The sequence below is a fragment of the Euzebyella marina genome, assembly GCF_014855515.1.
Taxonomy (GTDB): Bacteria; Bacteroidota; Bacteroidia; order Flavobacteriales; family Flavobacteriaceae; genus Euzebyella; species Euzebyella marina.
Map to the genome: position 1 here is coordinate 347,773 of NZ_JACYFK010000002.1, position 18,803 is coordinate 366,575.

The window sequence follows — 18,803 nt, forward strand, 5'->3', positions numbered from 1 at the left end:
CAGGGGCTTTAGTGTTAACAATGTTTAACATTATTTTTTTGAATTGCCATACTTTATATTGATTTTCGCCGTTCTGATGGTTGAACCATAAAATTTAGAAAATGAAATCCTCCTACAAACTTCTCCTTTTATTTTTGTCGGTAATTGCCTTGAATTCATGCGGGAATGCTGATGATGACGTGAATTTTGCTTTACCTAATGGCGACGGACTCGGGCAAGGTAAGCCAGTAGATGACTGCCTCGATCTGGGAGAAAATGACCTTGTACTTTCAATACAAGACCAGTACACTACCCTACCGGGAAAGGTGTCTATATTCTTTAAAGTTTCCGATAGCAATGGCAACCCTGTTTCCGGTTTGAATGCTGAACAGTTTACCATTTACGAGCAAGGTAGAAACGATGAATGTTTCAATACCATTTCTACTTCAGAGTCGAAAGCAAGAATATCGCCAAATTCACAGATATTTAGTAACAATACTCTTTTGGTGCTCGATTTGAGTAACAGTGTTTTGAGCAGCAGTTTAGAAGAGCTTAAAAGTGCGAGTATCAGTTTCATTAACAATGTGATGCCGGCAACTACCCAAGAATCTTTTAAAATGGCCATTTACTGGTTTGATGGAGAGAAAGAGTTACATGAGTTGAACCCTCTAACTCCGTCGAAAGAAGAGTTAACCGCCGCTGTGCAAGGTATTACAGAAGATATTAGCAACGACCCTTCAACCGATTTATATGGAGCCGTCATTAAATCTACCGAAAGAGCTTCTGAACTATTGGTTGAAAGTACCAAGGGAGAGAAAATAGGTGCTGCTTCCGTAGTTATCTTTACCGATGGTACGGATCAGGCATCACGCTATACCCAAGAAGATGCCCAAAAACGTGTTGATAATGCTGACCCTAATATTTCTTTCTTCACTATCGGATTGGGTGAAGAAATCGATACACAGGTGTTAACAGATTTAGGTAAGACGTCCAGCGTTTTTGCAGGAAACAAAGATGAACTTGAAACTACCTTTAATGATATTTCGGATCTGGTATCTGAAAGGGCCAATAGTTTTTACCTGTTCGAATACTGCAGCCCTAAAAGAGATGGCAGTGGTGATAACAATCTAGCCATTCAAGTTAAGACCGGTAGTTTGCAAGGTGCAGTTCAAACGAAGTTCAGTGCCAACGGGTTTACTGGCGGTTGCGAATAACAGCAAGAAAATATATGATTTTAATAGAAAGTGCCCACTTGGGCACTTTTTTTATTCATTAATTTATCTTGTTCAAATTACTTAATAACAACCTTTTATTGATTTTTGAATCCATTTAAATTAGGTGTGTTAATACCTCTTTAACATCTGAAAAACGTACTTGAAGCGTATGTTAAGATGAATTAGAACCATATAATTTAAATTTTACAAAATGAAGAAATCAATTATTGTCGGTACACTTTCAATAGCCTTGATGGCATCTTGTGTTTCTAAAAAGAAATACACTGCATTGGAAACCAACCTTTCTGAAACCCAAAGTGCACTGACGAAAACTCAGGTTGAAAAAGAAGAATTAGAGGCTAAAATGGCCAAGATTGAAGCCAGAGTTACCGAATACAACCAAAAAATCAGTTCCCTAAAAGAAGTCAACGATAGCCAATATACTACAGTTGATGATGTTGCGGTAATGAGTAACAACACAAAGAAAAAAATGAGGGCTACACTTAAAAATGTTGACCCGGCTAAGTTAGCAGAGGCTAAAACCCTTCAAGATTCAATGAACTTGGCTATTTCCTACAATTTGAAAAAATCTATTTCTGACGATGAAGAAGATGTAGATGTGAATATTGACAAGACAGTCGTGATGATCAATATTTCAGATAAATTACTTTTTAATAGCGGTAGTTACCGTGTGAGCAGCAAGGCCAATAAAATTCTGTCTAAGCTTGCCGACGTAATCAATTCAGAACCTGCGATGGAAGTAATGGTAGAAGGTCATACCGATTCTCGTAGCATTAATACAGCGATGTTCCGTAATAACTGGGATCTTAGTGTCAAGCGTGCTACTTCTGTTGTTGACATCCTTCAAAGCAAGTATAACGTTGATCCTGCCAAAATGATTGCTGCCGGTAGAAGTAGCTATTTACCGCTAGTAGAGAACGATTCTAGAGAGAATATGGCAAAAAATCGCCGTACTAAAATTGTAATTCTTCCAAATTTGGACAAATTTTTTGCATTATTAGATGCAGAAACCTTATAATTGCATAAAATTGGTTTAAAACCAGTGTTAATAATCTGGGAAAAGGGAGAACTTGACGGTTCTCCCTTTTTTCTTGCGGTTCATCGAAAACAAGAATTTTAGTTAGGGTTTGCGTGAAATAAGTTGTTTAATGCATAAAGAACCCTATATCTAAATTGAAAAAACCTACATCCTAAACCGTAATGCTATTTAACTAAAAAGCAAAATTATGGATGTATTGAACACTATTATTGAAAACAGCGCATTGCAAGGTATGCCGAAATGGTACCAAGCGCTCACTTTGACACTATTTTTAGCCATTGCGTCTATCGTAATGTTGACTTATTACTTTCTGTTGTCGCAAGGCTCAGATATGATTGTTAGGTTTTCGTATTGATTACCTATAAATCATCGCATTTTTTACCTTTTGGGAAGTTTCTTTGTAATTAGCAAAGTCAATCAAAAATCCGTTGATTACGGCATATTTGATTTCATTGCCTTTTTTTAGAAGGAAGGTAGGATTAACGCCTATTTCCATTCTGAAATCCGGTAATTTGGTCTTATCCCCTATAATATGAATGGGAACGGGGGAAGATAACTTCTCTTTGGGGATATCTTTTACGCGAACATAAGTGTAGCCAGACTCTAACATTTTTTTTAGGTCAAGCGATTTTAATTGATCCATACTTGAAAGGGTTTCGGTATAGACCTTACCGGCAACAATTTCCAAACCGGTAGCATCAAGCGTTTCATACCCGTAGTAGGTAGAAAGATCACCCTGCTCAAGAATTCTGCTGCTGTACCAAAAATCGTTATGCTTTTCTTTGTCTACTTCTAGCCTGTTGGCAGCAACATCTAAAATATACTCCTTTCCTAGAAGGTTGTAGGTGGCATTGGCAATTTTCAAATCGAAAAGCTTTCGGTCATTTTCAGGAATCTCTTCATACCTTTCAATAGGAATGTTTTGGTAACTTTTATTGGCGATGGTATAAATGGCCGACAGAATCGAGACATAGTTCAATTTTCTGATTTCCTGCTTTTCAACATCTTCAGGATACCCGCCAGATTCGATGAGAATGGCACTGGTGCCCCATTTTTGAATATTATCTCCGAAAGCTCGAGGTTCAAAATCATCATTATATCTCCCTACCTGTCCCGGAGCATATTTTTGAATAATATCGTTCATAAATACGATGACCTTCATAGCGTTCGCACGTACCTCATTGACTTCTTTCTCGTAATTATAGGCCGGTGCCAAGTACGAAATAGTGGCAGGTTTTTCTGTTCTTTCAGCATTATAGTAGGTACTTTGATCGTGAAGGTTGAAACCGAAATCGGCATCTAGACTATCCCTCACTTTTTTCAGGGTTCTCCCTTCGGGAGATTGCAGACGAAGAGCATCTCTATTAATATCAATTCCTAATCTATTTCTGCGTTGAAACACTTCAGCACCATCAGGGTTGAGCATAGGAAGAAAGTGAAGAGTGCAATTGCTTAGTATTCGTTGTTTTTCAGCGGTGAAATCAGGGCTATCCAAAAAATTAAAAATATCGAATATGGCTTGCGTGGCGGTAGGCTCGTCACCATGCATTTGAGACCACAGAAAAACCGAGGTATCTCCTTCTCCAATACTTATTAAATTTAAACTTTTGCCTTCGATAGACTTCCCTACTTTGGTGACCTTAAAACCTGCCTTGGTTCTGTATTTTTCAATCAGCGGTTGTAATTGGGCATGCTTGATTCTTCTTTTTCCCAATTCGGTTTCTTTATATTTTTCGTAGGTTTCATAAAGTGATTCTGTGATATCGATGTTTTGAGCGTTAGCTGTGGTAAACGTTATCACAAGAAAAAGTAGGATAATCAATTTCATTTATGTCTATTTATTGGGTACAGGTTTAAAATTAAATTTTTTGGTAGCAGCCCTTACTTTTGCCATAAAGTCTTCGCCTGGGTCGGTTTTTTTAGTTCGGTAGCTTTCATCGACCTCCAGCCACAACGGATGGCCTTCAAAGTTGGTATACTCATAATGCCCGATTAAATAGTCGATATCGTATTTTTCAGCTAAATACTTTACCAACCAAATATTTGCTTTTAGCTGAGCTTCGGTCAAAGGGGTATCTTCGGTTCCTCCTACGTTTTCAACACCCAGGGCAACATGGTTAAGCCCGATAACATGCCGTCCCATAATATCTTCGGGCATCAAGCGATATATAGTTCCATCTTGGTCGACCAAGAAATGACTCGAGACGTTAAGTCCACTTACATTTTTGATATCCGGTCTCCAATTCGGTAATTTACTTTCTTTAAACGCATCGAATGAACCCTCGAAAGTGGGAATGGCCGTCCAATGAAGTACAATCATTTTCGGTTCAATGGTCGGCTCTTCCTTGTCAATACCATATCTGTTCAATAGATATTCAGATGTCAATTGCAATCGTTCTTCATCAAAAACTATCGGCTTGTCTACAATTCGCTTGGGTGTCGCACAGCTGATGAAAAACAGCAAGAAAAATAAAGAAGGTAAAAAATATTTGTTCATATTATTTGGTATTTGGCAGACTGTCTTTTTTAACTCGATAGTGAACTTTTAGTTTTTTGCGACCCCATTCGCGGGCTTTTTCAACATCTAGCCCCATATACACGTCAATCTTATTTCTCCATCGGTAGTGCATTTTATCTTTGACCAAGTAAATGCCTTCAAACCCTGTAATCTTAACTTGAGTGTTGTATTCAAAACCAATGGGTATCAAATCTCTCGATACGGCTATTGATTTAATACCTGGTTTCAAAGTATCGCCCCAAGCCGCAATATTTGGCTGGCCATCGGTTTGAGCTCTTGTTGAATTATAGGCCGAAACCGTAACTTCTCTGGTTTTCCAAATATAATTCTTGTCCGCAGTTCCACAAGATATAAAGGTAAGGACCAGCAAGATTGACGATATGTTTTTAAGTTTTATCAAATCAATTCAACATATTTTCTAAAATCAATAAATCGACGTTTTCATTTTTCCATCGTTCCTGAAGTTCTTTGGGGATGGGACTATAGACATAAGTCAACGAGCCTAAGACAATATCAATATCACCATCATGGTCAATATCGCCGCTATCCAATAAAAACCATCGGCCTAGATTGGGATCCGCCAATCTATAACTTTTAAAATCAAATGTCTTGGTATTTCTATTTTCAAGATAGATAAAAGTTTCATGTGGATGATTTTCATAATCGGGGAAGGTAGACAACAGCGCCAAATCTTCATCGCCGTCTTGGTCAAAATCGCCACTCAAGAACCTGGTGCAGCCGTTCAAGGGGTAGAAAAAGGATTCTTCAAAATGATTGAGCCCATCATTTAAATGAATTCTTAACCCGTGATACGGTTTCATGGTGTAGGTTTCATCGGCATTATCGCCATGAGCGGTTATAATATCTAGGTCGCCATCTTTGTCAAAATCCAACGTTTCAAACCAGCTAGTACCATAATTGGGAGGAAATCTTAAAACCTGCTCTGGTCTAAATTTCATTTCTTCCGTTTGATATAAAATAGTAATTCCTTCTTCCCCTTGTGAGGTAACTGCAATTAAATCATCTTTACCGTCATTGTTTATATCTCTTGCCTCTGTTTTTATAACGCCTGGCTGATTTAGCAGCACTTGTTCAATAAAGTGGCCATCAGCATTTTTTTTCCAAAGTGCCAATTGTCCTTTTAAATCGCCAAATTCACTCACAACAATTTCATCAATACCATCTTTATCAAAATCATGTATTAACGTATGAACGGGTCTATGAAGCTTTTGGGGCAGTGATTTGATGATTTCCCCATTTTTTATTCCCAAGGCTCCGGAGGCTATCTCGGAAGGTAACAGAAAGCCAATAGTGGTCAGGTAGGTATTATCAGATTTTTGAGTGTAGTCTGTGATGGTACTAGCTGCTTTAATGACAGGTTCTAGTTCTGAAAGGGCATAATCATACCTTAACAGTTGACCCTGAAGGCTTCCCGCTAAGATTTTCTGGTTATTTTGATCAATCTTCAGATAGGAAATATTGCTTCCTTCTATACTGTCTATCGCTAAAGTCTTGGTCTGAAATTGTTTAACTTCCGCTAGAGGCCTTGTAGGATAAGAGCTTAATGAATCTGGTGCATTATTCAGAATGTATTCTTCAAGAATTTTCCAATCTTCCATAGCAATAATGGGATTTGACGGATATACACCTGTTTTCAATATTTCGCCTTGTTCTACCAGAGACACTCCTTTAAATGGATTATTGGTAGAATCTCGTATGCCCATTCTTGCGGCCATTTCAGGCAGTACTTTGTTTTTCCATAAATGTTTTGGCAATGAATTAATATCAGGTGCCATGTGGCAAGAAGCGCAATACGAGTCGAAAAGCGCTACCTGTCTATCCTTTTTATTAGGCGCGCATCCTATGAAAAGAGTGATTCCTATAACTAAAAACGATCTTATGAATACATTTAAAAGCATACGTGCTACTAAAAATGAACTTGACTAATTTCAACTATCGACAAAAAGATACTTTAGGCCTTATTTCACCTCTTTGTTAATTAAATAAGGAATTTTTTCCCCTTTGTACTTGGCTATAATATTTTCTGCTGCGTAAATCGACATTCTGTTTCTGGCTTCTTGCGTAGCAGATCCTATGTGAGGTGAAATTGAGACGTTTTCCATATTCAATAAGGGGTTAGAGGGGTTCATTGGTTCGGGGTCGGTCACATCAAGTCCGGCTCCCCATATATGTCCGTTTTTTAATGCATCGGTCAAATCGGATTCCTGGTGTACTGCTCCGCGAGATGTGTTAATGAAAATGGCCGTACTTTTCATTTTTTCGAATGCAGACTTATTGAAGGTATGGCGTGTCTCATCAGTAAGGGCACAATGCGCAGAGATAACATCACTAGCGGTCAATAGTTCTTCAAAACTAACTTTCTTGGCACCCAATAGTTCTTCCGCTCCTTGATTATGGCTTCGGTTAAAGTAAATGATATTCATATTGTAAGCGCCTTGGCATCGTTTGGCAAACTCTAGACCAATTCGGCCAAGGCCAAAAATGCCCAATGTTTTGTTCTTAAGTTCTATACCCAAATTTGATTTTGGTTGAAAATGCTTCCAATCTCCTTTGGCGATTCGTTTGTGATGAAAAAGAAATTTACGAGAAGTTGCGAGCATCAATAAAAATGCAGTATCCGCAGTGGCATCGGTCATTGAGTCGGGGGCATTACCTACTGGAATACCTAAATCGGTCGCAGCCTTTATGTCGATATTATCATAACCGACGGCGTATTGTGAAATTATTTGAAGGTGTTGGTTCTTTTTTAAAAATTCTGCATCGATTTTAAAATTTGATGTACTCAAAAGGGCATCAAACTGTGACATGTGGTCGACAAACTGTTCTTGACTCATGGGCATGTCCTCAGTCCACTTGGTTACTTTGATACCCTGCTCTTTCATTAAATCAATACCCGAATCGGGAATATTCAAACTGACAAATACATGCATTTATTTAATTTTAGGTTTGTGAAAGTACGGCAATCTAAATTCTTTTATTTTTACTTTCAGAGAAAGACCCTCACCATTACTTTGATTCAATGAAAATAGCAAAAAGAGTTCTTTTGGCCGTATTAATTATTTTGGCCATTGTCATCTATACCCAATACCCCAAACTAAATATTATATCGGGCTATGCCGCCAAGAACATGGCCTCCACCGTTTTCTTGGCCCATCGCAGTGCAGAATCGGTCAACGCTAATGACAATAACGTTCCTTTGATCAAATTGGCAGAGGTTAGCTCAAATGAAACCAGTGCCGAAGCATCCGTATTCGGATTAATGCAACGTACATCTGTTTGCTTCGAAGGTATCGGTTGCATTTTGGTCAATGATGATTTTGATGAGAAAGCCTCTTATAGAATTCCCTCTAGAAGTAAATCTACCGCTCAACTCCCATTTCCTTACGGTAATAAAGAACCAAAAGATACCATTTTCCCCGAGGTAGATTATCAATTATTAAACAAGGCTTTAGACAGTGCATTTTCTAGACCAGAGGTTCAAAAAACACGAACAGTATTGGTAAACTACAAAAATCAGATGGTGGCAGAACGTTATGTGGATGGATTTAATGCGGAAACCCCGGTGCTGGGTTGGAGTATGACCAAAAGTGTTTTGGCCACGCTATACGGTATTTTAGAATATCAAGATAAAATAGATTTGAACCTACCAGCGCCAATAGAAGATTGGAAAACCGATGAGCGAAAAGAAATTACCATCAACCATCTGCTGCGAATGCAAAGTGGGTTGGAATGGGAAGAAGATTATTCATCAATTTCAGATGTGACACGTATGCTGTTCTTAGATACGGATATGACTTTGGGCCAAGCGCAGAAACCTGCCATTGCCAAGCCCACAGAAATATGGAATTATTCTTCAGGTACCTCGAACTTACTTTCAGGTATTCTTCGGGACCATTTTGAAACCCAACAGGCTTATCTCGACTTTCCCTATTCCGCTTTAATAGACAAGATAGGCATGAACTCAATGATTATAGAAACTGATCAGGCCGGCAATTACGTAGGGTCTTCATATGCATGGGCCAATACCAGGGACTGGGCAAAATTTGGTATTCTGTACCTAAATGAGGGGGAATGGAATGGCCAGCATCTCTTCGATAGACAATGGGTCGACTACATAACCACCCCTACCGCCCATTCCGACGGCACTTATGGGGGGCACTTTTGGCTGAATGCAGAAGGTAAATACCCTGATGTGCCAAAGGACATGTATTCAGCAAATGGATATCAAGGGCAGCGAGTTTTTATTATTCCATCTAAAGATTTGGTCATAGTCAGAACCGGATTGGCTGAAGAGCCTGATTTCAATATTAACACCTTTCTTAAAGACGTATTGGCTGCCTTTCCTTCAACTGATAATTCTGGCTTAAAATAGCTAAAAAGAGAAATTGACAACAACTGTGCCTTGACTGACAACAAAGATTTCATGTTAAGGCCAAACGGCTGTATGTTTATATCATAATTCAGCAGGAGTTAATTTTTTCATATAGTGTGTTCTCAATTAAAAAGCCTTCCCGGCAGGAAGGCTTTTTTTATTTCTACTCGTGAGCAACCCTTTTTAAGGGATCCATTTATTTTTACCGAAATCCGGTTTTCTTTTTTCCAAGAAGGCATTTCTTCCCTCTTTCGCTTCTTCGGTGCCATATGCCAAACGGGTTGCTTCACCGGCAAATACTTGCTGCCCTACCATGCCGTCATCGGTGAGGTTCATAGCAAATTTGAGCATTTTAATACTTGTCGGTGATTTTTGCAATATCTCTTGGGCCCATTCATAAGCAGTTGCCTCTAAATCTTCGTGGGGTACCACGGCATTGACCATTCCCATTTCATAAGCTTCCTGTGCCGAATAATTTCTGCCTAAGAAAAAGATTTCACGGGCTTTTTTCTGACCTACCATCTTCGCCAAATAGGCAGAGCCATATCCTGCATCAAAACTGGTTACATCAGCATCCGTTTGCTTAAAAATGGCGTGTTCCTTACTGGCTAAGGTCATATCGCAAACCACATGAAGACTATGGCCGCCACCCACTGCCCATCCTGGTACGACGGCGATTACAACTTTGGGCATAAAACGAATTTGACGCTGTACTTCAAGAATGTTCAAACGGTGCATACCATCGTCGCCGACATAACCTTGTTCTCCCCTAGCCTTTTGGTCACCACCACTACAGAAAGAATAAATGCCATCTTTTGTAGAAGGCCCCTCAGCGGATAAGAGAACAACACCGATGGAGGTATCTTCCTGAGCGTCATAAAAAGCCTTATAAAGTTCACTGGTCGTTTTCGGCCTAAAAGCATTTCTAACATTCGGCCGGTTAAACGCTATTCTTGCTACCCCATTACACTTTTTATAAGTGATATCTTCGAATTCTATAGCTGTTTCCCAATTTATTACGGACATATTTTTTTATTTAATCAATTGCAAAATAAACTATTTTAAAGTGAATATGTCCTAAAGTAACAAGTTGAACTCTAACGTTTGAAATATAACGTTCTGTATTTTTAATTAAAATTAATATTATTATTCTTACATTTTAAGTAGGTATAAATTCTTAATAAGATTTATACTGTTAAAAAAATATTTTTGTTAAATTGCCTAATATTACTGATATTTAAGGTGTAAAGTACTAACTTTGTGCAAGTTTTCTTTTTGAATGTTAAATATTTTTGTAGGAACATCTAACCCATCTTTCAAGAACAGTTAAACGTGAAAGAAAATCAGAAAAGCCCATATCTGACAGAGAACGATCCTTATTCCGTCGCCAAAATTGGTCATTGGTATTTAGATTTTGAATCTATGACCTCTACTTTGGATGATGTGACCTGTAACATTCTTGAAATTCCTGAAAATTCTCGACTTTCTTTAGATAAGACAGATATTTTCTATGTCAATGAATCCGATAAGGATACCATTAATGATGAATTAAGCAGGATAATTGAAGACGGAGGTTCATTTTGCGAGATTGTCCCCCTAAAAACCCCAAAAAACAACTACATCTGGGTTATTTTGGCGGCTTCTGCTGTCTTTGAAGACGACCGCTGCCTTCAAGTCAAAGGTCTTACGCTTGATATCACCCATCAGAAAAAACTGGAACGTGATTTACTTCAAAAAAATCAGTTGTTCAATGTTGCCCAGAGAAAAGCACAATTGGGACATTGGTTATGGGATCGAAAGACAAATTTGGCCACTTGTTCCGACAATATGTGTGAACTTTTAGGAATTAAAAAAGGATCAAAAGTTACCCTTGACACGCTTCTCAAAGATGTACACCCTGAAGATATGGTCGATGTTCAGGCAAGCTTGGCTATCACCATGCAAACCAAGAGCTACCGAAGTTTTACACATCGGGTGATTATTGATGACGAGATTAGATTTATCAAGGTTATAGGTGAAGTTAATACCGATTCGGAAGGTAGAGTAGTTAATGTTCTCGGAATATCTCAAGATGTTACCGAACAGAAGAAATTTGAAAACGAAATACTTCGAAAAAACCACTTACTTAATGTTGCAGAGCAGAAAGCCAATATGGGGCATTGGTTTTGGCAAAATGGAACCAATTATATTTTGGGTTCGTGGAATCTTTTTAGACTATTCGGTATTGAATTTGAAGATGAAAAAGCTCCCATACAGACTCTTCTTCAATTTGTTCACCCTAAAGATGCCGAGAGGGTTGAGAAATACCGAATTCGAGCACTGAAAGAAAAGAAATTAGACCAATTGGTCTTTCGTATCATATTGGGTAATAATGATGTTAGAACTCTCATGGTTACGGGTGAAGTCTATGAAGATGATTCAAATGAAATCAAGGAAATCTTGGGCATCTTTCAAGACATTACGGAACAAAAGAACTTTGAGAATCAGATAATAAAGAACAATGATTTGCTAAGTCTTGCCGAAAGGGAGGCGCAAATGGGACACTGGCATCTAAAACCAGGTGATAAATACGCCACTTGGTCAAAAAACCTTTTGGCCATGTATGGTATGAAACCTGAAGATGGTAAGGTTACTTTTGAAGAAATGCTAAGTTATGTGCACCCCGATGATCGAGGAATTTTAAATGACCATAAGAAGAAGATAGAATCAAATGGAACATATGGCGACTTTATTCATCGAATAATATTGGCCGATGGTACCGTCAAAACCATTAAAATAAATGAGACGGTATACAAAAATGAGCAAGGCGAAGTTGAGGAAATAGTGGGCGTTTGCCAAGACATAACCAAACAGTATAAAGAAGAGGCCAGAATTAGAAATATTATCGACTCGGCCCCCTACCCCAATTTTATTTTGAATCAAGACTCTACCATTGAGATGGTAAATAACGAGGCGCAACGGCTATTTGGATACTCAAGCCAAGAGTTGATAGGTAATAGTATAAAAATGCTGATACCGACCAGGTTTCATGACAAGGGCAAAATGATAAGGCAGGCATTTTTCAATACTCCCAAGGTGCAGCATATCGATATCGGCGAAGACCTGTTCATGACATCGAAAAAAGGCAAAGAAATACCGGTAAAAGTAACCGTAGGCCCAATTAATAATGAAGATAGCATTCTTTGTTCTTGGATTGCCCGCGATGTTACCAAAGAAAAACAGGCCGAAGAAAAAATACTTGCTTCTAATGAGAAGCTAGAAGCCTTGGCCAATGAGCTGAAATCGCAGAACAATCAGCTAGAAGATTTTTCCCATATAACAACCCACAATTTACGTTCTCCCGTAAATAACCTTAATGGTCTTCTGAGTGTTTATAAAATGGTTAAGACGGATGACGAAAAAAAGATGCTTTTTGAAAAGTTTGAGAAAGTAACCGAGCACTTGACACAAACCTTAGATACATTGGTCGACACATTGAAAGTGCAGACAGGTGAGCCGGTAAAAAGGGAGAAACTGAAGCTGAGCGAAACTTTGCATAAGATCAAAGAGATATTGACAGCCGAAATCGAAGATAGTCAAGCAGAGATTATCATGGATTTTTCTGCGGTAGATACCATTGTTTATAACCAAATCTATCTTGATAGCCTTTTTCAGAACATGATCAGTAATGCCATAAAATATAGAAGTCCTGACCGTAAGCCAAAAATAAAGGTAAGTTCTAAGTTGGTCGGAGATAAGATTAAACTGTCTTTCAAGGATAATGGTTTAGGCATTGATATGGATAAGTATGGAAAACAGCTGTTTAGAATGAACAAAGTTTTTCATAACCATCCGCAGGCAAAAGGCGTCGGACTATTTATGACCAAATCTCAAATAGAGGCCTTAGGTGGTACTATTAAAGCCATAAGTCAGGTCGACAGGGGCACCACATTTGATGTATATCTCAAAAAGCTAAAAGTTTTCGATAACGAAAATTAAACCTTCACCCTCTAAAAGGTGATATTCACAAAGGGGATTACGGGGCTTGTATATACACTTTCATCATCTTTGTATAGTACATTATACTTGACACCAAGAGCGATTTTGTCCGTTATATTGAGTCCTGCGCCAATAAATAGAATAGACTCCCAAAAACTGTCTTTAATCTCGCCAGTGACCTCTTCTTTCTTTGTATTTACATTCAACTCGGCAAATTCTATCAAGGTAGTCAAGCGCTGAATAGGATTATATTGAGTGATGACATTTGCACCGAATGTGGTCGTGCTCTGTACATCTTTTATTGAAGTGTAATTTCCTTGCAGGCCTGCACCAACACTTACCTTTTCACTTACAGCATACATTAAATTTGGGGCTAACCCTATGTTGGTACCGCCGACAAAACTTAATCCGAACCCGCATCCAAATTTTAAGCGTTTATCGACTACGGAGGCACTATCGATAACACCAATATCTGTTGTTTGAGCTAAAGAGCTTTGGCTAGTTATTAAAAAAAAGAGGGCAATCGTAAATAAATTTAAGTTTTTCATTTTCAAGGGTGTTAATGGTTATTTAGTGTTTACCACCCAAGATATAGTTTTTCGACCAAAAATTTGAACACAATTAGTTTTTAAGGTTCAACTACTTATGGGATTGATTGCGAGAAGACTTTTCTTCAATCCATTTCGACATATATTTAGTTGCCTGCATGGTCTGATAATTTAACATGGCCCCAATAAAATTTTGTGAACGGTGCTCCTTAAGATTTTTTGATAAATGGGTTAAGCAATTTCGAAGTCTATTCTGTAGCATTTCTTTATCATACCATGCTTTTAAAATAGTAAATCCGTTTTTCTGACTTTCCTGCCAGCAGGTACTATCAAGAAAATGCCTTATAGACTCGTTGGCTATGTCATTTGCCGTGTTTGCAACAGATCCGCCCCAAGCCAATTGGCCGTGCATACCTTCGGCACCAATCGTGGTAGTAACGCTTGGTGTGCCGGCCTGCATGCTTAAAAGCAATTTGCCCTTAATACCTGCGCCAAATCTTAACGGCGCCAAACACACTTTATAGCGCTGCATGGTTTCTTGGGCATTTTGGGCCCAGCCCTTAATTAAGAATCCCAGCTTTTCATTATGCATTTCTTGAATCTGTTGTTTTAAATAGGCCCCATATATGTGAAGTTCAGCTTTTGGCAATTCTTTTTTTAGAAGAGGCCAGATTTCCTTCTTAAGCCAAATAAGGGCGTCAACATTTGGTTGGTGCTGACCGTTGCCCATACAGATAAAATGATTTCTGTTTTCAAAAGGAAGCTTAATGGCATTTAAATTCTTTTTCATGTCGACCATAAAAGGCAGGTGTAGTAAAAGTTCTGGCGGTATTTTAAGCTTATTTACCAAAAGATCCATTTCAAAAGAACTGATTATAAGGGAAAGGTCGCATCGAAAAATACTTGCTATTTCTCTCTTCGTCATATCGTGGGTAAGCCAATCATCTAAAGCAAAAGGCCGTTGTTTTTTATGGCTTGATTGTCTAACTGTACGAAGGGAATGAAGGTCTTCAGTATCAAGAATACGTAGGGCATTGGGCACCTGCTCTTGCACTCGCCAACCAAATTGTTCTTCGGTCAAATAACGATCAAAAAGCACAATATCAGGGTTTAGTTTCTTGACGAAAAGGTCGAAGCTAGAATCGTTGAGAATGATTTGTTGTTCATCAATGCCGAATTTTTCCAAATTAAGGGAGAAATCGGTTTTATTGGCGGTACTTGCGAAGGTAATGTGATGCTGTTCTTCTAAAAAGAAGTTCAACAACTCATACATGCGATTACCTGCCGCAGTAGTGGCGGGCTCAGGCCAGGTAAAACCAATAATCAGTATTTTGGTCTTTTGCATTACCTCGTTTTAAGTCAACCTAATACTTCGATGAAGGGGCCACTACATTTTTTCTGCAAACATTCTAGAAATGGCCGATCGTAGCTTACGCTCATAATCTTCTTCTAACCACTCTTTGTAGTTCTTGGTGTTATTCATGATGCAGTATGAATATTGCCTTACACGATAGGCAATCTCGTCTTTCAACTCTTTGGCCAGGATTCGGGCGTCAAACACATCTTCTGCATTTTCGACACAAATCTTGGCATGTTGGTCAATGCTTCGCTGAATAACAATTTTTGATTTGAGACCTTGAGCAAAAACGCTTTTATATTCCGCTTTTATATCGAAGGTAATATCTTCAGATTTACTGAACTTATCTCTAAGCTCTGGAGGCATTTCATAAACGAAATCGCGTTCGATTTCCTCATCGTTCTTGATGTTTTCCAAATAAAAATCAGGAAAATGAAATATTTCTTGCCAATCAATTGGGGCATCCCACAGGCCAAACCTGGCCACATTGTTACCTAAATCTACAACAGTAAACTCATCCTTATTGGAAAGAATACGACTGCCCCGCCCTATCATCTGAAAATAAAGGGTTAACGAACGTGTAGCCCTGTTCAAAATGATAGTTTCTACCGAAGGTTCGTCAAAACCGGTGGTCAAGATACTTACCGAGGTAAGAATGGCATCAGGTGTGTTCGAGAACCAGTCTAAAATTTCTTTCCGTTCGCTTGCCGTGTTTTTGTTGTCTAAGTGACGAATATTATACCCGGCTTTTTTGAAGGTTTCATAGACATAATGCGAAGTATTGATACCGTTGTTGAATATCAGGGTTTTGGTTCCTTCGGCGATATCCTTATAAGCGGAAATAAGCTTAGTAAGCATGTTGTGGTTACTGTACAGCTCATCTGAAGATTTGACCGTATAGTCACCACTGATACCTAGTTTTAAACTTTGAAGACCGACATCATAATTGTAAACATTGGCCTTTGCCAAAAAATTCTTTTTGATCAAAGAAGAAATCGACTCCCCTACAATTAACTTTTGATAATTGTCTTTCATAGGAAGTTTGATATTCGAGCTCAAAGGTGTTGCCGTTACCCCTAAAATCGTCGATTTTCTGAAGTATTTAAACAACTTTCGAAATGAATTGTAATGCGCTTCATCGATGATAACCAGGCCGATATTCTTTATTTCAACCTTTTCTTCTTGCAGCCTGTTGTTCAATGTCTCGACCATTGCAACGAAACACATAAAATTATCTTGGTCGGTCAGTTCTTTGACCTCACTATTGATAATTTTATTTTTCACCCCAAAACCCTCTAGCATTCTAGAGGTTTGTGAACTTAGTTCTATTCTGTGGGTCAGAACAACTACTTTCTTTCCGGTCTTTTCAATATACCTTCTGGCAATTTCTGAAAAGACTACAGTCTTACCGCCGCCAGTGGGCAGTTGATAAAGTAGGTTGCCTTTTTCATTATCACTTTCAAGATGTTCAAAAATCTTATGAAGATCCTGAATCTGATAGTCATAGAGCTTTTTCTCGGTTTTGTCTGATTGTACTTCCAAGTAGGTGGCCGTATTAAAATTTATAGGTCGTTTTTCTCAAGATTTCGCTCAAACCTCAATTTGCAAAACTAAAGGAAAATTGCGCTAGGATGAAATTTATCTTTCGGAAAGCCCCAAATGCAAAGCGTTATAAAAGAAAAACAGGACTGCTTGAAGAATGAATTTTGGGGTGGTAAAGATATATACTGCCTTAATAATCAATCACATCCAAAGCACGGGAAAACCCCTCGGCAAAAGGCCAGTTACTTTCTTGAGTCTCTTGATAAATTTTTAAGATACGCTCTTTTAAATCGGGTAATAACGCATTGATTGATATAAAATGAAGACTTTCTTCAAACGATTTGAGCATACTTTTATAAAATGCCTCGTTTACATTTTTTTCTTTGGCGAACAATTGGGCAATTTCAATGTTGTACAACATCACATCTGCCAACAAAACTGGCTCAACGCCTAATTTGAGAAAGTGTTTTATGAATTTGTGGGCGACCGAACGACGGGCTTTTGGCTTTCTTCGTTTAATAGGAAAATATTCATTCCCAATTTTAGTTTTTGCCTCTTGTACAAGTTTGTCCTCTTTAGGGTTGAATATGAAATCGTAGTAGGTTTTGACCTCGGGAAATCTTACATATAAATCGAGCAATTGCTCTTCTAAAGCCGGTTTTGGTAATTCTCGAAGGTACTTTTTAAGGTCTCTTTTACTCATATTTTACGGGTTCTCGGCAAAAATAAGGTATTACTGCTGTTCTAATAGCGTGCGGAATTCAAATCTTAAACTTCTCATAAATATTGTATAATAATACTGACAAACTTTTGGAAAAGAACAAATAAAAGTGTATACTGAGAACTTGTAGTATTAATAAATATAAGCGAAATATATGAGGCAATTAAAGATTATCAAGCAGGTAACCAACCGGGAATCAAAATCATTGGACAAATACTTGCAGGATATCAGTAAAATAGACCTGATCAATGCGGCCGAAGAGGTTGAACTAGCACAGAGAATACGTGCAGGGGATCAAGTTGCTCTTGAACGTTTGACCACTGCAAACCTAAGATTTGTTGTGTCGGTAGCCAAACAATATCAAAATCAAGGTCTAAAATTGCCCGATTTGATCAACGAGGGTAACCTAGGTTTGGTGAAGGCAGCCAAACGTTTTGATGAAACTAGAGGTTTTAAGTTTATTTCGTACGCCGTTTGGTGGATTAGACAGAGTATTCTACAGGCATTGGCAGAGCAATCAAGGGTTGTAAGATTGCCTTTGAACAAGATTGGGTCGATTAATAAAATCAAAAAGACCTTTTCATATCTAGAGCAAGCTCACGAACGCCCACCATCAGCTGAGGAAATTGCCAAAGAATTGGAAATGACAGTGAGCGAGGTGAAGCAGTCTATGAAAAACTCAGGTAGGCATGTGTCTATGGATGCTCCTCTACGCGAAGGTGAAGACTCGAATTTATACGATGTTTTGCGATCGGGAGAGTCTCCGAAACCGGATAAGACCTTAATGCAACAGTCTTTGAATACTGAGATTAATCGTGCATTAGAAACATTATCGCCTAGAGAGGCCGATGTCGTTAAGCTTTATTATGGCATAGGTGATCAACAATCAATGACCTTGGCCGAAATTGGTCAGACTTTTGATCTTACTAGGGAAAGGGTTCGGCAGATACGTGAAAAGGCAATACGTAAGTTACGCCATAACTCAAGAAGTAAGCTATTAAAGGCGTATTTAGGCTAACAAACTCTACTTTTTTATAAAAATATAAGGCCCCATCTCTGGGGCCTTTTCTGTACAACTAACTAATTAACTAAAAATACTAAGAATAATTTAATTTGCTTATCTGTTGACTTTTAAGAATTTCATTGAGGCTTTCAATAAAGTTCATGTAAGCGGCATTGTCTGGGTTTTGGTTTGCCATAGTAGTAGGTTTTAAATTAAGAATTAGGACTTGATTGGGGGGATTACATATAATCCAATTCTACCAATTCGTTTACGCTTAAGATTTCATTTAGTTCTTGTAAGAATGAAAGGTATTCTTCTCCGTATGTATCGTAAAGCATGATGTATATAGGTTAAGTTAGACTTTTTATGTTTTAGCAATTTGGGTTGCTTGATTACATAGTAAAACTATTTATATGTTCTTGGGTTTACAATTAATTGTGGTGTAACACTTCTATTTTGTTGTAAAATGAGAATTTTCTGTAAAACTCAA

Annotated in this window: 16 protein-coding genes; 6 read left to right on the forward strand and 10 right to left on the reverse strand. The window is 38.2% G+C overall.

The window, feature by feature from the left end:
• The first annotated feature begins 101 nt into the window (after nucleotides 1-101).
• From IL356_RS10240 to IL356_RS10250, 3 genes are all read left to right on the forward strand, one after another.
• Nucleotides 102-1,193 carry a vWA domain-containing protein gene (locus tag IL356_RS10240; RefSeq protein WP_121849094.1) on the forward strand — a complete coding sequence of 364 codons (1,092 nt, stop codon included), beginning with the start codon at nucleotides 102-104 and terminating at the stop codon, nucleotides 1,191-1,193.
• Nucleotides 1,194-1,404: 211 nt separating this feature from the next.
• Nucleotides 1,405-2,232: an OmpA/MotB family protein gene (locus IL356_RS10245; protein ID WP_121849093.1), complete on the forward strand. Its 828-nt coding sequence runs from the start codon at nucleotides 1,405-1,407 to the stop codon at nucleotides 2,230-2,232.
• Nucleotides 2,233-2,440: 208 nt separating this feature from the next.
• Nucleotides 2,441-2,608 (forward strand): hypothetical protein, encoded by a 168-nt coding sequence (locus IL356_RS10250; RefSeq protein WP_162987895.1) that lies wholly within the window; start codon nucleotides 2,441-2,443, stop codon nucleotides 2,606-2,608.
• Here the strand turns inward: IL356_RS10250 and IL356_RS10255 are convergent, their stop codons facing one another.
• The 5 genes from IL356_RS10255 to IL356_RS10275 are packed head-to-tail and all read right to left on the reverse strand — an operon-like array spanning nucleotide 2,609 to nucleotide 7,722.
• The gene (locus IL356_RS10255; RefSeq protein ID WP_121849092.1) at nucleotides 2,609-4,081 is read right to left on the reverse strand and encodes a M14 family metallopeptidase; all 1,473 of its coding nucleotides are present in this window, start codon (nucleotides 4,079-4,081) and stop codon (nucleotides 2,609-2,611) included. It abuts the gene before it with no gap.
• Nucleotides 4,082-4,087: 6 nt separating this feature from the next.
• Nucleotides 4,088-4,750, reverse strand: coding sequence for a peptidoglycan recognition protein family protein (locus IL356_RS10260; protein ID WP_121849091.1), 663 nt, complete (start codon nucleotides 4,748-4,750; stop codon nucleotides 4,088-4,090).
• A 1-nt stretch (nucleotide 4,751) separates the two neighbouring features.
• The gene (locus IL356_RS10265) at nucleotides 4,752-5,141 is read right to left on the reverse strand and encodes a 3D domain-containing protein (RefSeq protein WP_317125471.1); all 390 of its coding nucleotides are present in this window, start codon (nucleotides 5,139-5,141) and stop codon (nucleotides 4,752-4,754) included.
• Between the two features lie 31 nt (nucleotides 5,142-5,172).
• Nucleotides 5,173-6,690 (reverse strand): FG-GAP repeat domain-containing protein, encoded by a 1,518-nt coding sequence (locus tag IL356_RS10270; protein WP_121849090.1) that lies wholly within the window; start codon nucleotides 6,688-6,690, stop codon nucleotides 5,173-5,175.
• A 60-nt stretch (nucleotides 6,691-6,750) separates the two neighbouring features.
• Nucleotides 6,751-7,722, reverse strand: a complete 972-nt coding sequence (locus IL356_RS10275; protein WP_121849089.1) for a 2-hydroxyacid dehydrogenase — start codon at nucleotides 7,720-7,722, stop codon at nucleotides 6,751-6,753.
• An 89-nt stretch (nucleotides 7,723-7,811) separates the two neighbouring features.
• On the opposite strand from IL356_RS10275, the gene IL356_RS10280 reads away from it, so the two are divergent.
• Nucleotides 7,812-9,164, forward strand: coding sequence for a serine hydrolase domain-containing protein (locus tag IL356_RS10280; protein WP_121849088.1), 1,353 nt, complete (start codon nucleotides 7,812-7,814; stop codon nucleotides 9,162-9,164).
• Between the two features lie 183 nt (nucleotides 9,165-9,347).
• Here IL356_RS10280 and IL356_RS10285 read toward each other — a convergent pair whose 3' ends face one another.
• Complete coding sequence (locus IL356_RS10285) at nucleotides 9,348-10,190, reverse strand: 1,4-dihydroxy-2-naphthoyl-CoA synthase (RefSeq protein ID WP_192466543.1); 843 nt, start codon at nucleotides 10,188-10,190, stop codon at nucleotides 9,348-9,350.
• A 306-nt stretch (nucleotides 10,191-10,496) separates the two neighbouring features.
• Here IL356_RS10285 and IL356_RS10290 point away from each other — a divergent pair, with 306 nt between their 5' ends.
• The gene (locus tag IL356_RS10290; RefSeq protein ID WP_121849087.1) at nucleotides 10,497-13,142 is read left to right on the forward strand and encodes a PAS domain S-box protein; all 2,646 of its coding nucleotides are present in this window, start codon (nucleotides 10,497-10,499) and stop codon (nucleotides 13,140-13,142) included.
• Nucleotides 13,143-13,153: 11 nt separating this feature from the next.
• Here the strand turns inward: IL356_RS10290 and IL356_RS10295 are convergent, their stop codons facing one another.
• The 4 genes from IL356_RS10295 to IL356_RS10310 all read right to left on the reverse strand — a co-directional run bounded on the left by IL356_RS10295 (nucleotide 13,154) and on the right by IL356_RS10310 (nucleotide 17,292).
• On the reverse strand, nucleotides 13,154-13,690 hold the full coding sequence (locus IL356_RS10295; protein ID WP_121849086.1) for a hypothetical protein: 537 nt from the start codon (nucleotides 13,688-13,690) through the stop codon (nucleotides 13,154-13,156).
• A 91-nt stretch (nucleotides 13,691-13,781) separates the two neighbouring features.
• The gene (locus IL356_RS10300; RefSeq protein ID WP_121849085.1) at nucleotides 13,782-15,035 is read right to left on the reverse strand and encodes a glycosyltransferase family 4 protein; all 1,254 of its coding nucleotides are present in this window, start codon (nucleotides 15,033-15,035) and stop codon (nucleotides 13,782-13,784) included.
• Nucleotides 15,036-15,077: 42 nt separating this feature from the next.
• Complete coding sequence (locus IL356_RS10305) at nucleotides 15,078-16,589, reverse strand: DEAD/DEAH box helicase (RefSeq protein WP_121849084.1); 1,512 nt, start codon at nucleotides 16,587-16,589, stop codon at nucleotides 15,078-15,080.
• A gap of 190 nt (nucleotides 16,590-16,779) precedes the next feature.
• Entirely contained in the window at nucleotides 16,780-17,292 is a 513-nt protein-coding gene (locus tag IL356_RS10310) for a DUF6155 family protein (RefSeq protein ID WP_121849083.1), read from the reverse strand.
• Between the two features lie 172 nt (nucleotides 17,293-17,464).
• Here IL356_RS10310 and IL356_RS10315 point away from each other — a divergent pair, with 172 nt between their 5' ends.
• Nucleotides 17,465-18,328 carry a sigma-70 family RNA polymerase sigma factor gene (locus IL356_RS10315; RefSeq protein WP_121849082.1) on the forward strand — a complete coding sequence of 288 codons (864 nt, stop codon included), beginning with the start codon at nucleotides 17,465-17,467 and terminating at the stop codon, nucleotides 18,326-18,328.
• The last annotated feature ends 475 nt before the right edge of the window (nucleotides 18,329-18,803 follow it).

Excerpts from the sequence above, each read along its gene's own strand:
- IL356_RS10260 (WP_121849091.1), bottom strand. The coding sequence starts at position 4,750 with ATGAACAAATATTTTTTACCTTCTTTATTTTTCTTGCTGTTTTTCATC.
- IL356_RS10285 (WP_192466543.1), bottom strand. The coding sequence starts at position 10,190 with ATGTCCGTAATAAATTGGGAAACAGCTATAGAATTCGAAGATATCACT.
- IL356_RS10300 (WP_121849085.1), bottom strand. The coding sequence starts at position 15,035 with ATGCAAAAGACCAAAATACTGATTATTGGTTTTACCTGGCCTGAGCCC.
- IL356_RS10270 (WP_121849090.1), bottom strand. The coding sequence starts at position 6,690 with ATGCTTTTAAATGTATTCATAAGATCGTTTTTAGTTATAGGAATCACT.
- IL356_RS10295 (WP_121849086.1), bottom strand. The coding sequence starts at position 13,690 with ATGAAAAACTTAAATTTATTTACGATTGCCCTCTTTTTTTTAATAACT.
- IL356_RS10280 (WP_121849088.1), top strand. The coding sequence starts at position 7,812 with ATGAAAATAGCAAAAAGAGTTCTTTTGGCCGTATTAATTATTTTGGCC.
- IL356_RS10240 (WP_121849094.1), top strand. The coding sequence starts at position 102 with ATGAAATCCTCCTACAAACTTCTCCTTTTATTTTTGTCGGTAATTGCC.
- IL356_RS10245 (WP_121849093.1), top strand. The coding sequence starts at position 1,405 with ATGAAGAAATCAATTATTGTCGGTACACTTTCAATAGCCTTGATGGCA.
- IL356_RS10255 (WP_121849092.1), bottom strand. The coding sequence starts at position 4,081 with ATGAAATTGATTATCCTACTTTTTCTTGTGATAACGTTTACCACAGCT.
- IL356_RS10275 (WP_121849089.1), bottom strand. The coding sequence starts at position 7,722 with ATGCATGTATTTGTCAGTTTGAATATTCCCGATTCGGGTATTGATTTA.
- IL356_RS10250 (WP_162987895.1), top strand. The coding sequence starts at position 2,441 with ATGGATGTATTGAACACTATTATTGAAAACAGCGCATTGCAAGGTATG.
- IL356_RS10315 (WP_121849082.1), top strand. The coding sequence starts at position 17,465 with ATGAGGCAATTAAAGATTATCAAGCAGGTAACCAACCGGGAATCAAAA.
- IL356_RS10310 (WP_121849083.1), bottom strand. The coding sequence starts at position 17,292 with ATGAGTAAAAGAGACCTTAAAAAGTACCTTCGAGAATTACCAAAACCG.